Origin of the sequence: Nonomuraea sp. NPDC049684 (assembly GCF_044465345.1) — a bacterium.
Classification (GTDB): domain Bacteria; phylum Actinomycetota; class Actinomycetes; order Streptosporangiales; family Streptosporangiaceae; genus Nonomuraea.
In genome coordinates, this window is record NZ_JBITLO010000001.1 from 1 (window position 1) to 13,180 (window position 13,180).

General features: G+C 74.4%; 12 protein-coding genes. 7 read left to right on the forward strand and 5 right to left on the reverse strand.

What is annotated here, in order from left to right:
- Both ACIBST_RS00005 and ACIBST_RS00010 read left to right on the forward strand, forming a co-directional pair.
- Window positions 1-2,946: response regulator (locus tag ACIBST_RS00005; protein ID WP_397167671.1), on the forward strand; the 2,946-nt coding region annotated here is incomplete at its 5' end.
- 19 nt (window positions 2,947-2,965) lie between these two features.
- Window positions 2,966-5,227, forward strand: coding sequence for a SpoIIE family protein phosphatase (locus ACIBST_RS00010; RefSeq protein WP_397167672.1), 2,262 nt, complete (start codon window positions 2,966-2,968; stop codon window positions 5,225-5,227).
- Between the two features lie 29 nt (window positions 5,228-5,256).
- Here the strand turns inward: ACIBST_RS00010 and ACIBST_RS00015 are convergent, their stop codons facing one another.
- Window positions 5,257-5,850: a helix-turn-helix domain-containing protein gene (locus ACIBST_RS00015; RefSeq protein ID WP_352351401.1), complete on the reverse strand. Its 594-nt coding sequence runs from the start codon at window positions 5,848-5,850 to the stop codon at window positions 5,257-5,259.
- A gap of 78 nt (window positions 5,851-5,928) precedes the next feature.
- Between ACIBST_RS00015 and ACIBST_RS00020 the strand changes: the two genes are divergently transcribed.
- Entirely contained in the window at window positions 5,929-6,882 is a 954-nt protein-coding gene (locus ACIBST_RS00020; protein ID WP_397167674.1) for a zinc-binding alcohol dehydrogenase family protein, read from the forward strand.
- A gap of 6 nt (window positions 6,883-6,888) precedes the next feature.
- Here the strand turns inward: ACIBST_RS00020 and ACIBST_RS00025 are convergent, their stop codons facing one another.
- Window positions 6,889-8,064, reverse strand: coding sequence for an acyltransferase family protein (locus ACIBST_RS00025; RefSeq protein WP_397167676.1), 1,176 nt, complete (start codon window positions 8,062-8,064; stop codon window positions 6,889-6,891).
- Between the two features lie 114 nt (window positions 8,065-8,178).
- Window positions 8,179-9,015: a class I SAM-dependent methyltransferase gene (locus ACIBST_RS00030; RefSeq protein WP_397167677.1), complete on the reverse strand. Its 837-nt coding sequence runs from the start codon at window positions 9,013-9,015 to the stop codon at window positions 8,179-8,181.
- Between the two features lie 47 nt (window positions 9,016-9,062).
- On the opposite strand from ACIBST_RS00030, the gene ACIBST_RS00035 reads away from it, so the two are divergent.
- Entirely contained in the window at window positions 9,063-9,632 is a 570-nt protein-coding gene (locus ACIBST_RS00035; RefSeq protein ID WP_397167679.1) for a helix-turn-helix domain-containing protein, read from the forward strand.
- 138 nt (window positions 9,633-9,770) lie between these two features.
- Here the strand turns inward: ACIBST_RS00035 and ACIBST_RS00040 are convergent, their stop codons facing one another.
- Window positions 9,771-10,115, reverse strand: coding sequence for a hypothetical protein (locus ACIBST_RS00040; RefSeq protein ID WP_397167681.1), 345 nt, complete (start codon window positions 10,113-10,115; stop codon window positions 9,771-9,773).
- A gap of 188 nt (window positions 10,116-10,303) precedes the next feature.
- Here ACIBST_RS00040 and ACIBST_RS00045 point away from each other — a divergent pair, with 188 nt between their 5' ends.
- The 3 genes from ACIBST_RS00045 (at window position 10,304) to ACIBST_RS00055 (ending at window position 12,374) form a co-directional block, all read left to right on the forward strand.
- Window positions 10,304-10,732 carry an ATP-binding protein gene (locus ACIBST_RS00045; protein WP_397167682.1) on the forward strand — a complete coding sequence of 143 codons (429 nt, stop codon included), beginning with the start codon at window positions 10,304-10,306 and terminating at the stop codon, window positions 10,730-10,732.
- A gap of 95 nt (window positions 10,733-10,827) precedes the next feature.
- Window positions 10,828-11,163, forward strand: a complete 336-nt coding sequence (locus ACIBST_RS00050) for a YciI family protein (RefSeq protein ID WP_358301365.1) — start codon at window positions 10,828-10,830, stop codon at window positions 11,161-11,163.
- Window positions 11,160-12,374 carry an RNA polymerase sigma factor gene (locus ACIBST_RS00055; protein WP_397167684.1) on the forward strand — a complete coding sequence of 405 codons (1,215 nt, stop codon included), beginning with the start codon at window positions 11,160-11,162 and terminating at the stop codon, window positions 12,372-12,374. The genes ACIBST_RS00050 and ACIBST_RS00055 overlap by 4 nt, the downstream gene beginning before the upstream one ends.
- Before the next feature lie 71 nt (window positions 12,375-12,445).
- On the opposite strand, the gene ACIBST_RS00060 is transcribed toward ACIBST_RS00055, so the two are convergent.
- Window positions 12,446-13,177, reverse strand: coding sequence for an ankyrin repeat domain-containing protein (locus ACIBST_RS00060; RefSeq protein WP_397167686.1), 732 nt, complete (start codon window positions 13,175-13,177; stop codon window positions 12,446-12,448).
- Window positions 13,178-13,180: the final 3 nt, after the last annotated feature.

The window sequence follows — 13,180 nt, forward strand, 5'->3', positions numbered from 1 at the left end:
GACGCGCGGGGGGAGATCCTGGAGCTGAAGGAGACCATCAACACGATGGTCGACCAGCTGTCGGCCTTCGCCGACGAGGTGACCCGGGTGGCGCGTGAGGTGGGCACCGAGGGCAACCTGGGCGGTCAGGCCACCGTCCGGGGCGTGTCGGGCACGTGGAAGGACCTCACCGACAACGTCAACTCGATGGCCGACAACCTGACCAACCAGGTGCGCAGTATCGCCCAGGTCACCACGGCGGTGGCCAGGGGCGACCTGACCAGGAAGATCGACGTGGATGCCCGCGGCGAGATCCTGGAGCTCAAGACCACCATCAACACGATGGTCGACCAGCTCTCCTCCTTCGCCGCCGAGGTCACCCGCGTGGCCCGCGAGGTGGGCCGGGAGGGCAGGCTTGGCGGCCAGGCCGAGGTCGAGGGCGTGTCCGGCACCTGGAAGCGGCTGACGGAGAACGTCAACGAGCTGGCCGCGAACCTGACCCGGCAGGTGCGCGCCATCGCCGAGGTGACCAGCGCGGTGACCTCCGGCGACCTGACCCGGTCGATCACGGTCGACGCCGAGGGCGAGCTGGCCGACCTGAAGGACAACATCAACTCGATGGTCAAGTCGCTGCGCGAGACGACCAGCGCCAACGAGGAGAAGGACTGGCTCAAGTCCAACCTGGCCCGCATGTCGGGGCTGATGCAGGGCCACCGTGACCTGGCGGCCGTCGCCGAGCTGGTGATGAACGAGCTGGCGCCGCTGGTCGGCGCCCAGTACGGCGCGTTCTTCTTGGCCGAGGAGAACGAGCTCCAGCTCATCAGCGCCTACGGCTACCCGGCAGACCCCGGCAGGCCGACCAGGTTCCGGCTCGGCGAGGCGCTGGTCGGCCAGGCCGCCCGCAGCCGCAGGACGATCACGATGGCCGACGTCCCGCCCGGTTACATCACGATCTCCTCGGGGCTGGGCAGGACCGATCCGAGCTCGGTCATCGTGTTGCCGATCGTGGTCGAGGAGCAGGTGCTCGGCGTGATCGAGCTGGCCTCGGTGCAGGCGTTCACGCCGGTCCACCGGGCCTTCCTCGACCAGCTCATGGAGACGATCGGCGTCAACCTCAACACGATCGTGGCCAACGCCCGCACCGACGAGCTGCTCAAGGAGTCGCAGCGGCTGGCCGTCGAGCTGCAGGCCCGCTCGGAGGAGTTGCAGCAGCAGCAGGAGGAGCTGCAGCGCTCCAACGCCGAGCTGGAGGAGAAGGCCACGCTGCTGGCCCGCCAGAACCAGGACATCGAGACCAAGAACCTGGAGATCGAGCAGGCCAGGCAGGAGCTGGAGGACCGTGCCCACCAGCTCACGCTGGCCTCGACGTACAAGAGCGAGTTCCTGGCGAACATGAGCCACGAGCTGCGCACCCCGCTCAACTCGCTGCTCATCCTGGCCCAGCTGCTGGCCCAGAACCACACGCGCAACCTGACGCCCAAGCAGGTCGAGTACGCCGGGATCATCCATTCCGCCGGCTCGGACCTGCTCCAGCTGATCAACGACATCCTCGACCTGTCCAAGGTCGAGGCGGGCAAGATGGACATCAATCCCGAATGGGTGCCGTTGCGGCAGCTCCTGGACTACGTCGAGGCCACGTTCCGGCCGATGACGTCGCAGAAGAGCCTCGACTTCCGGATCACCACCGGGCCGGGCGTGCCGGCCGACCTGCTCACCGACGACTCGCGGCTGCGGCAGGTGCTGCGCAACCTGCTGTCGAACGCGGTCAAGTTCACCGAGACCGGCGGCGTCGAGCTGCGCATCGAACCGGCCGCGCACGGCGAGCTGCCGGCCGCGGTGCGCCCGCACGCCCCCGCCATCGCCCTGCGCGTCATGGACACCGGCATCGGCATCCCCGAGCAGCAGCTGGAAGTGATCTTCGGGGCGTTCCAGCAGGCCGACGGCACCACCAGCCGCAAGTACGGCGGCACCGGCCTCGGCCTGTCCATCAGCCGCGAGATCGCCTACCTGCTCGGCGGCGCGATCACCGTCCAGAGCACGCCGGGCCAGGGCAGCGTGTTCACCCTGTACCTGCCGGTCGCCCAGCCCGGCGCCGAGGGGCACGCGCTGCCGGTGGCCGGTCAGCCGCGGCGGCTGCTGGTGATCGAGGAACGCCCGCACGGGCTGCTGTCGCTGGTGACCGAGAGCGTGGTGAGCGGCCTGGCCGGGGCGCCCGACCCGCTCGGCGGGACCGTCCAGGTGGTCGAGGCGAGGGGCGCGGAGGAGGCGGCGAGCCTGCTGGCCGCCGAGCCGTGCCACTGCGTCGTGCTCGACCTCGACCTGCCCGGCCGGGCCGCCTACGACCTGCTGGAGGCCATGGACGGCGATCCGGCGCTGCACGGCGTGCCGGTGCTGGCCTACGACAACTGGCGCTCCGGCCCGTCGCGGGAGACGCGCGTCGGCGACCGGCCGCTGGAGCTGCTGTCCAGCCTCGACGAGCTGCGCGAGCGCATCGCCCTGCACCTGACCGCCGACCAGCCCGGCGACGTGCTGCCGCTGGTCAGGTCCCGGACGGTGGGGGCGGCGTCGGGCCGGGAGATCGACGACACGCTGTCCGGGCGCACGGTCCTGGTCGTGGACGACGACGCCCGCAACCTGTTCGCGCTGACCAGCATCCTGGAGATCCACGGCATCGACGTGCTGCACGCCGAGAACGGCCGCAAGGGCATCGACACACTGACGGCCCACCCCGAGACGGACCTGATCCTGATGGACGTGATGATGCCCGAGATGGATGGCTACACGGCGATCGAGACGATCCGCGAGATGCCCGGCTACGCCGACCTGCCGATCATCGCGGTCACGGCCAAGGCCATGCCGGGCGACCAGGAGAAGTCGCTGGCGGCCGGAGCCAGCGACCACGTGACCAAACCGGTCGACGCCCACCAGCTGATCGAACGCATCCAGCACTGGATGGATCCGGCCTGATCCGGTGAGGAGTCGCGCCATGGGGAGTTCAGCCGAGGAGACGGGCCTGGCCAGGCTGGCCGCGACCGTCGAACGCCTGCGCGCCGAGCTGCACGAGGTCCGCCGCGCCGCCGACGACCGCGCGCTGATCGAGCTGGCGAAGGGCATCCTGGTCGAACGCCTGCGCTGCGCCCCGGCGCAGGCCGCCGACCAGCTCGCCACGCTCGCGGCCCGGACCGGGCGCTCGCAGGCCGAGCTGGCCGCCGACGTCGTCAACCGGGCCGCCGACGACCCCATCGCCGACGCGTCCCTGACCGGCGCCGCCGGGCTCGACGGCGGTGAGGAGCCGCCCGCCGGGCACGCGGAGGCGGCGGTGCGGCTGCGGACGGCCGAGAGCGCCGCGCTCGGCGCCACGGACGTGCAGGCGGCGGCCCACGCCGTGCTGGAGACGGCCCTGCTGCCCATCGGCGCGACGGCGGTCGCGGTGTGGGCGGCCGGGCCGGACACGTCGCTGACGCTGGCCGGCCACGCGGGCTTCAGCGCCGAGGAGGCCGGGCTGTGGCGGCAGGTCCCCCCGGGCCTGGTCACGCCCGCCACCAGCACGCTGATCGAACGCCGCACGCTGTGGCACACCACGCAGGAGCCGCCCTCGATCGGCCGCCACCAGCTCACCGGCGGCCGCGTCACCGCGCTGGCCCGGCTGGGCGGGCGGGTGCTCGGCGTCCTGGAGATCTGCTGGCCGGGCGGCTGTCCCGAGCCCACGCCCAGGATGGAACGGCAGATCGAGGCGCTGGCCGACCTGTGCGCCCTGACCCTGAACTCCCCCGGGCCGCCCGCGCGCGCCGGGGCCGCCCTGGCCGAGCTGGCCGCCCTGGCCGACACCATGTCCGACCCGGCGCTCGTCCTGGTGCCGCACCTCGACCCGCAGGGGCACATCGCCGACTTCCGCGTCCACCACGCCAACGCGTCGTCGGCGGTGCGGGCGGGCGGGCTGCTGCTGGAGGCGTACCCGTTCGCGGCCGGGGAACTGCTGGCCAGGATCGAGCACGTGCACGCCACCGGCGAGCCGTTCCGCTCCGCCGACATGCCCTTCACCGCGGCCTCCACGGCCGAGGTGAGCATCACCCGCCACGGCGGCGGCGTGCTGCTCGTCCGGCGCGACCATGACGACCAGGCCCGCCTGCTGCAGCACGCCCAGCGTTTGGGCCGCATCGGCGGCTTCGAGGAGAACGCGCTCACCGGCGAGATCATGTGGAACGCCCAGATGTTCTCCCTGTACGGCCTGCCGCCGGACGCCCGGCCGGTCCCGCTGGAGCGCCTGCGCGACCACGTGCATCGCGACGACGAGGTGGCCGTGGGCCTCTTCCTGCGCACGGTGCTGCACCACCGGCGGCCGGCCGCGACGGCGTTCCGGCTCGAACGTCCCGACGGGGTGGCCCGCCATCTGCGGGTGGTGGCCGAGCCGGTGTTCGCCCCCGACGGCCGGCTGACCGCGCTGCGGGGGGCCTACCAGGACGTCTCGCCCCAGCACTGGACGGAGGTCGCGCTGGCGGTGACCCGCGACAGGCTGGCCCACACCGAACGGCAGTCCGCCGCCCGCAACCGCCTGGCCCTCCAGCTCCAGCACGCCATCATGCCGCCCTCGCACGGCCGCATGGACTCCTTCGGGCTGCGCATCTCGGTCCGCTACCGTCCGGCGCAGAAGGAGGACCTGGTCGGCGGCGACTGGTACGACGCGGTCGTCCTGCCGTCGGAGTGCATCCTGCTGTCGGTGGGCGACGTGGCCGGGCACGGCGTCGAGGCCGCCACGGGCATGGTGGTGCTGCGCAACGCGCTGCGCGGCCTGGCCGCCACCGGCGCGGGCCCGGCCCGGCTGCTGAGCTGGCTCAACCTGGTCGCCCGCCACCTCGCCGACCGCATGACGGCGACCGCGATCTGCGGCCTGTACGACCCCGCGACCCGCGTCCTGCGCTGGGCCAGGGCCGGGCACCTGCCGCCGATCCTGCTGCGCGGCGCGCAGGGCACGGAGCTGCCGATGGTGAAGGGGCCGCTGCTCGGCGCGTTCGCCGACGCCGTCTACGAGGAGGGACGGCTGCAGCTGGAGGCCGACGACACGCTGCTGCTCTACACCGACGGCCTGATCGAGCGGCGCGACCACAACCTGCGCCACGCCCAGGACCGGCTGCTGGCCGTCGCCTCGCGTACCGCCGCGACCCTCGACCACCGGCTCGACGACCTGCTCACCCACTGCAACTCCGACACCGACGACGACACCTGCCTGATCGGCGTGCACGTGCGCTGAGCCGGGCGGCAGGCGGCCGGGCGCCGAGGTCAGGCGGCGGGCGGGAGGAGGCCGAGCCGGTCGAAGGCCGCGGCCACGCTCGGGGCCAGCGCCGCCGGGTCGTCGCCGGCGACGGCGCGGCCGGCGGTGTAGCAGGCCAGCGCGAGCTGCGGGGCCAGGGCCGCCGTCTCGGGGGTGGCGCCGTGCTCGCGCAGGATCTCGGTCATGGTCTCGGCGAAGCGGCGCTGCTTGCGCGCCGTGCGGTCGCCGAGCTCGGGATGATCGGCGATCAGCCGTTCGCGCAGGACGTAGCGGCCGGGGTCGAGGGTGGCCCTGGCGCACAGGGCGAGGGTGAGCTCGCGCACCTGGGCGAGCGCCTCCGGCAGGCCGGGCGGACGGTCGCCGCGCAGCTCGCGGTGGTGGGCGGCCAGGCCGTCGAGCCAGTCGTGCTCCCCCGCGAAGACGACCTCCTGCTTGTCGCCGAAGTAGCGGAAGAACGTGGTGCGGCCCACCTCGGCGCGCTCGGCGATGTCGGCGACCGTCACCTCGTCGTAGCCGCGCTCGGCGAAGAGCCGGTAGGCCGCCTCGATGATCTCGTCGCGGGCTCGCTGTCGCTTGCGGGCGCGCAGGGAGGGCTCGGTCACGGCCTCAGTCTAGCGCTTGCGGACGGCGTCCCTTATGGTACTCAGTACCATTTGAAACTGGATTCCATTGGAGTTGCCATGCGAGCCGTGCAGATCACCGAGTTCGGCGGTCCCGAGGTCGTGCGGGTGCGGGAGGTGGACGAGCCGGTGCCCGGCCCCGGCCAGGTCGTCGTGGACGTCTCGCGCTGCGGCGTGAACTTCGCCGACACGCTGATGCGCGAGAACGCCTACCTGGCCGCGACCACGCTGCCGGTCGTCCCCGGCGGCGAGGTCGTCGGCAGGACGGCCGACGGCCGCCGCCTGGCCGCCATGCTGGAGCGCGGCGGGTACGCCGAGAAGGCCGCGATCCCGGAGGCGTCCGCCTTCCCGGTGCCCGAGGAGCTCGACGACGTCGCCGCGGTGGCCCTGCTGGCCCAGGGGCTCACCGCGTGGTGGCTGGTCCGCCACACCGGCCGGGTCCAGGCCGGGGAGAGCGTGGTCGTGCACGCGGCGGCGGGCGGCGTCGGCTCGCTGGCGGTGCAGCTCGCCAAGGCGGCGGGCGCGGGCCGGGTGATCGCCACCGCGAGCACGCCCGCCAAGCGGGAGCTCGCCCTGTCGCTGGGCGCGGACGCCGCCGTCGACCCGGCCGCCGACGACCTCACCGCGGCGCTGCGCGCGGCCAACGGCGGCGAGCCCGTGGACGTGGTCCTGGAGATGACCGGCGGCCGGGTCACCGACCAGAGCCTGGCGGCGCTGGCGCCGTTCGGCCGGCTCGCCTTCTACGGGATGGCGGGCGGGGTGGAACCGCAGCCGGTCTCGCCTCGCGCGCTCCAGCCCCGCTCGGCGACCGTCAGCGGATTCTGGCTGCTCAACGCCTTCCAGCGGCCCGCCGTCCTGGCCGGGGCGTACGCGGAGATGGCGGCGCGGGTGATCGCGGGAGAGCTGCGGGTGGTCGCGGGCGGGGACCGTCCGATGTCGGAGGTGCGGCAGGTGCACGCGGAGCTCAGGGAACGGCGGACGACCGGCAAGCTCGTGCTCGACCCGCGCCGGTAGGAGCTCCTAGGACGCGGTCAGGCGGCGGCCGAGCCGCTGCATCGGACGTTCGAGGAAACGGTAGGTCAGCCGGCTGCCCGGCAGCACGAGAGCCAGGAACAGCACGCTCACGCCGATCTGCAGGGGCAGCGGCGACCAGCGCATCTCCCCCGCCACCTCCATCACCACGAGGAGCACCGGCAGGTGCACCAGGTAGAGGGAGTAGCTCATCAGCCCGAGCCAGGTGAGCACGGCGGGCACCCGGCGGGCCCGCCAGGCCAGACCGGCCGCGAACGTGAGCCCGGCCAGGGCGACGGTCGTGGCCCACACGTCCGGCTGCACCCACCACCACCCGGCGCTGAGCGCCCATAAGGGGGCGACCGTCACCAGCGAGGCGGCCAGGGCCACCGGCCACAGGGAGCCCTGGCCGCTCTCCCACCGGCGGATCGCCGTGCCGGTGAACATGACCGCGAGGATCGCCGCCCCGAACCACGGGACGCGGCTGCTCAGCAGCAGCAGGGCCAGGGCCATGACGCCGAGCGCGCACGCCGCCACGTTGCGCAGCCGGCCCGTGACGACGCAGGCCAGCCCGGCGGCGAACACCGCGAACGACGCCCACGACAGCCAGCCGCCGGTCAGCGGCGCCGCGCTCAGCGCGAGGCCCGCCACGACCGCGGTCACCCCGAACGCGACGGCGACCAGGCCGCGCCGGTCCCGGACGCCGGTCACGAACAGGGCGGTGACCATCAGGTAGAAGACCATCTCGTAGGAGAGCGTCCACATCGTGTTCATCACCCCGGCGACGCCGACGACGTCCAGCAGCATCGTGGCGTGCGCCGCGGCGGAGGAGGCGTCCCTGGGCACCTCGGCGCGTACCGGGATCCACCAGGACAGGGCCAGGACCACGGCGATGACGGCGAGGTAGAGCGGGTAGAGGCGGAAGGCGCGGCCGATCCAGAAGGCGCGCACGTCGCCGTGCCGTTCCAGCGACGACGGGATGATGTAGCCGCTGACCAGGAAGAACACCAGGACGCCGTACACGCCCAGGTTGAAGAAGGTCGGGCGCAGCCAGGGCATGGCCCAGGTGGTCAGGTGCTCGCCGACGACGGCGAGCGCGCCGATGCCGCGCAGGGCGTCCAGCCAGGCGAGCCTGGACGCCTCCGGACGAACGACCTGGGGGGTGCCAAGGGGAGCAGTCGTCACGCACCCCAACGTATCGGTCCCGCGGTCGGGCCCCGGGCTCGCCGCCGCCTCGGGTTCGCCGCCTCGGACTCGCCCGCCGTCTCGGGCTCGCCGCCGTCTCGGGGGCGAGGCCGGTCAGGGGCGGCGGGCCGCCCAGGCCGTCCGGGTGCCGCGCACGACGAGCTCGCGGTGCCGGACGGACTCCGGCGAGTCGGCGGAGAGCAGCCGGTCGAGGGCGGCGAGGTCGCCCTCGGCCAGTCTCCCGGCGAGCCGCGACCGGTAGCCGCTCAGCACCGTCCGCGCGTAACGGACCGCGCCCGGCGGCGCCGGGCGCACCTCGATCGGGAAGTCGCGCCGCGCGGCCACCTCGAATCCGGCCGCCGCCAGGACCGGTCCCCAGTCCGGGTACGGGTCCGGGCCGCTGCCCGCCAGCGCCTCCCGGCAGCGCGCCTCCAGCGTCGCTCCGGCCTCGTCGGCCAGCAGGCGCGGCATGCCGTCCATCTCGACGACCGCCAGCAGCCCGCCGGGCCGCAGCGCGGCGTGGACCTCGCCGAGCAGCCGCGCCGGGTTCTCGACGTGGTGCAGCGACGCCGCCGCCCACACCAGGTCCGGGGTGCCGAGCGGCGGCAGGGCCGCGTCCAGGTCGGCCTGGAGCACGCGCACCCGCTCCTCCAGCCCCTGGCCGCGCGCCGCCGCGCGCAGGCGGTCGAGCATGACCGGCGACCGGTCGACCGCGACGATCTCGGCGGACGGGAACCGCCTGGCCAGGGCCAGGGTCCCGGTTCCGGTGCCGGCGCCCAGGTCGGCGACCGTGCGCGGGGTGCGGCCGGACTGCTCGGCGACCCAGGCGGTCAGCTCGTCCAGGAACGGCCCGAGCACCTCGGCGTCCAGGTCGAGCAGGTCGGCCAGGGCCGATTCGTCGCCGTGGTGGTGCTGTCCGTGGTCGGGATGTGCGTGGTGATGTGCTTCCATGCGTTCACCGTAGGGGGCTCCTGCGCGTGCGGCATACAATCTTGCCTATGACGCAAGAAGTCGACCTGGACGCCGTGGTCCGGCGGCGCATCCGCGGCCTGCGACTGGCCCGGGGCTGGTCGCTCGACGCCCTGGCCGCGCGGTGCCGGCTGAGCCCGTCCAACCTGAGCCGCATCGAGACGGGCCATCGCCGGATCGCCCTCGACCAGCTCGTCCCCATCGCGCGGGCCCTCGGCACGACGCTCGACCAGCTCGTGGAGTCCACCGAGGACGACGACGTGGTGATCCGGCCGCTCCCCTGCGACCACCCCGGGATGACCGTGTGGCTGTTGTCCCGGGAACGGTCGCTGCACGGCGTCACGGTGGCCAAGATGCGCATCACGCCCGACCGGCCGCTCGAACCGCAGGCGCATCCCGGGCGCGAGTGGTTCACCGTCCTGTCGGGGACGGCCCGGCTGCTGCTGGGCGAGCGGACCGTCCTGGTGCCGGCGGGCGACGCGGCCGAGTTCTCGACCATGACCCCGCACGCCGTCGGCGCCCACGAGGGGCCCGTGGAACTGCTCACCATCTTCGACCACGACGGCGAACGCTCCCACCTGCACGTGGGCCAGGCGTAGGAGCGACGGCCCGGCGGGGCGCCGCCGGCCCCACCTGACCCGAACGCCCGCAGCACCTACGGCCGCCGGCCCACCTCACAGCGGTCCCGCAGACCTTACGAGGCCCCGGCTAGCCGCGGATCCTGTGGGAGGGGCCGGTCAGCTGCTGCTGGTTCCGGCCGGGCCCATGCGGCCGGTGGGCCATGAGGGCTCCGGGTGGGCCTGGCGCCAGGTGAGCAGCTGGCGGTCCAGCCGTTCCCGGTCGGTGAGGCGCGGCCTGGCGGGGCGCACGCCCGTACGTTCGAGCAGCCCGCTCGCGGCCTCCGCCAGCCGCACCCGGGCCGGCGCGAACCGGCGCCGCAGCAGGTCGGCGGTCACCGCCGCGGTCAGCACCGAGGCCGGCCACAGCGCGGCCCTGCCCAGCCCGCCGCCGCTTCCCGTGATCTGGCCGCTCCCCTTGGGATGGTCGATGCCCGTGCTCTGGTCGCCGTCGCCATGCCGCATTCGTCAGCCTCCGGGTTCGTCTGGGGACCGTGGGCGTGCCGGAAGTTTCTGCACTTATGGCGCTACCCGGTCCTGCGTCCCTCATGCCGCCGACTTGCGAACAGCGGCGGTACACGTTTGAGTGGCCGCCGGCGGGAAAGCTGGAGACTGGCCCGCCACCCCATCCGACCCCGCCACGCGAGACGATCATGACCCTTCAGTTCGAGCTCCAGTGCCCCATCAGCACTGACCTTGCCCTCATCAGGGACCTGATCCGCGTCCACGGCCGCCACTGCGGGCTGCCCGCCGACCGGCTGGAGGACCTGGTGGTGGCGGTCAACGAGGCGGTCACCAACGTGCTGGACCACGGCGGCCGCACGGGCATGGTGACCTCCCGCGGCGGCGCGGACGGCGTGATCGTGGAGATCCTCGACGTCGCCGGCCGGCTCACCCACGAGCACCTGTCCTCGGCCCGCCTCGACCCGACCGCCTCCCACGGGTACGGCCTGTGGGTCATCCAGCAGCTCTGCGACGAGGTCGTCCTGGAGCAGACCGGGCTCGGCTCGCTGCTGACCCTCGACCTGCGGACCCGCCGCCACGCCGGCCGCCTGGACGCGCGCCGCGCCGTGTCGGCCTGACCATCCCTCGGCGGAAGAAATCTCGGGGGCGCCGTCCGGTTCCGTCGGTCCCGTTCGTCACCATGGTGAGACGCCGTCCGACCGAGGAGCGCGAGATGAAGTACATGATGTTCGTCTGCACCGACACCGAGCCCGACACCGACCAGGAGAACCTGCCCGACGTCGAGGCGTGGGTGGCCGAGAACGACGCCCGCGGGCGGCGGGTGCGCGGCGCGGTGCTGGCGCCGGAGTCGGCCGCGACCACCGTGCGGGTGCGCCGCGGCGAGCTGGTCCTGTCCGACGGGCCGTTCGCCGAGACCAAAGAGGTGATCGTGGGCTTCGACCTGCTCGAATGCGCCGACCTCGACGAGGCGGTCGAGGTCGCCCGCTCCCACCCCATGGCCCGGCACGGACGGCTGGAGCTGCGGCCGTTCGCCGACTTCGAGCAGTGAGACAACCCCTGGAGGAGGCGGCGGCGGAGGCGTACCCGCGGATCGTCGCCGCCCTCATCCGGGTCACCGGCGACTGGACCCTCGCCGAGGACTGCGCCCAGGAGGCGCTGGCCCTGGCCGTGCGGCGGTGGCCGGAGGAGGGCGTGCCGTCCAACCCGGGCGGCTGGCTCATGACGGTGGCGCGCAACCGCGCGATCGACGCGCTGCGCCGCGTCTCGATCGAGCGCCGCAAGCTGGCCGAGCTGGCGGCGCTCGCCCTGACCGTCCAGGACGGGCCCGGGGACGGGCGGGAGGAGGAGGTCGTGGACGACCGGCTGCGGCTCGTCTTCACGTGCTGCCATCCGGCGCTGGCGCTGGAGTCGCGGGTGGCGCTGACGCTGCGGACGGTCTGCGGCGTGCCGACCGCCGACCTGGCCCGCGCCTTCCTGGTCACCGAGTCGGCGATGACCCGCCGGCTGACCAGGGCCAAGCGGAAGATCGCCGAGGCGGGCATCCCGTACCGGGTGCCGCAGGGGGCGGCGCTGGCCGAGCGGCTGCCCGGGGTGCTCGCCGTCCTCTATCTGCTGTTCACGCAGGGGTACGACGCCGGCGGCGAGCCCGCGTTCGCCGAGGAGGCGATCCGGCTGGCGCGGCTGCTGCGACGGCTCATGCCGGAGCAGGAGGAGGTGACGGCGCTGCTGGCGCTGTTCCTCCTGCAGCACTCCCGCCGGGACGCCCGCCGCGACGCCGCCGGCGACCTGGTGCCCCTCGACCGGCAGGACCGCTCCCGCTGGGACCGGGCCGCGATCGGCGAGGGGCTCGCCCTGCTGGCCGCCGTCGAGGGCGACGGCCCGTACGGGCTCCAGGCGCGCATCGCCGCCTGCCACGCCACGGCGTCCTCGCTGCCGGGCACCGACTGGTCGCGGATCGCCCGCTGCTACGACGAGCTGGCCCTGCTCCACCCCACGCCCGTGGTGGAGCTGAACCGGGCCGTCGCGCACGGGTACGCCCACGGGCCGCGGGCCGGGCTCGCCCTGCTGGAGCGCTCCCGCGCCGAGCTCGACGGCCATCCGCTGGCCATCGCCGCCGAGGCCGATCTCACCGCCCGCGACGGCGACCCGGCCCGCGCGGCGGCGCTGTTCCGGCGGGCCGCCGCAGTCGCCCACAGCGACCAGGAACGCCGCGCCCTCCTGACCCGCGCCGCCGAGTCCGCGCGCGGCACGGAAGCCTGAGCGGGAACCGGTCAGCGAAGCGCCGTGGCCTGCCGCAAGGTGCCGACGGGGGCCGGTGCTTGAGCTGAAGGTCAGTTGGCGGGGTGGCGGGGGCCTGGGCGGGCGCCGCGGGCCGTGAGCCAGGACGCCAGGTCGTCGGCCCCGGCGCGGCGGGCGGCGTCCAGCGGGGTGAGCTCGTCGTAGCCCACCCAGGCGAGGTCGCCGCCGCGCTCCAGGAGGAACGCCGCGGCCTGCGACTGCCCGCCGTGGCAGGCCGCCCACAACCCCTCCGTCACCTCCGCCGGGGACGGCGTCCCGGCCTCGAACGCCGCCGCGATCCGGTCCATGAGCCCGAGGGCGGCGGCCTCCCACAACCGCGCGGACGCGCCGCGCTCGACGAGGCGGCGGGCGGCGTGCCACTGGGCGAAGGCGCACGCGTCCGACAGGGCCGTGCCGCCGCCGATGACCGCGCCGGTGGCCTCGACGTCGGCCCCGGCGTCCAGCAGGGCGTCGAGCACGGGGACGTCGTCGCAGCTCGCGGCCCACATGAGTGGCGTCTCGGCGTGCGGGCCGGCGAAGCGGGCGTCGACCTCGGCCCCGGCCGCCACCAGCGCACGTACCAGGGCGGGACCGCGCGGCACGTGGCCCGGCCAGTCGGTGAGGACGTGCAGGAGGGTCCGCGACACCCCGCCCGCCTCGCCCAGCCGGACGCGGGCCAGCCCGGGATGCCCGGCCAGCAGCCGCCGTACGCCGTCGAGGTCGCCGAGCCGCACGGCCGCCGCCGCCGACACCGCCAGCGGGTCCGCCGCATCCAGGTAGCGCATGGG

Bases quoted from the DNA above. Each gene is read 5' to 3' on its own strand.
- ACIBST_RS00010 (WP_397167672.1), top strand. From the start codon at position 2,966: ATGGGGAGTTCAGCCGAGGAGACGGGCCTGGCCAGGCTGGCCGCGACC.
- ACIBST_RS00020 (WP_397167674.1), top strand. From the start codon at position 5,929: ATGCGAGCCGTGCAGATCACCGAGTTCGGCGGTCCCGAGGTCGTGCGG.
- ACIBST_RS00030 (WP_397167677.1), bottom strand. From the start codon at position 9,015: ATGGAAGCACATCACCACGCACATCCCGACCACGGACAGCACCACCAC.
- ACIBST_RS00035 (WP_397167679.1), top strand. From the start codon at position 9,063: ATGACGCAAGAAGTCGACCTGGACGCCGTGGTCCGGCGGCGCATCCGC.
- ACIBST_RS00040 (WP_397167681.1), bottom strand. From the start codon at position 10,115: ATGCGGCATGGCGACGGCGACCAGAGCACGGGCATCGACCATCCCAAG.
- ACIBST_RS00045 (WP_397167682.1), top strand. From the start codon at position 10,304: ATGACCCTTCAGTTCGAGCTCCAGTGCCCCATCAGCACTGACCTTGCC.
- ACIBST_RS00050 (WP_358301365.1), top strand. From the start codon at position 10,828: ATGAAGTACATGATGTTCGTCTGCACCGACACCGAGCCCGACACCGAC.
- ACIBST_RS00060 (WP_397167686.1), bottom strand. From the start codon at position 13,177: ATGCGCTACCTGGATGCGGCGGACCCGCTGGCGGTGTCGGCGGCGGCG.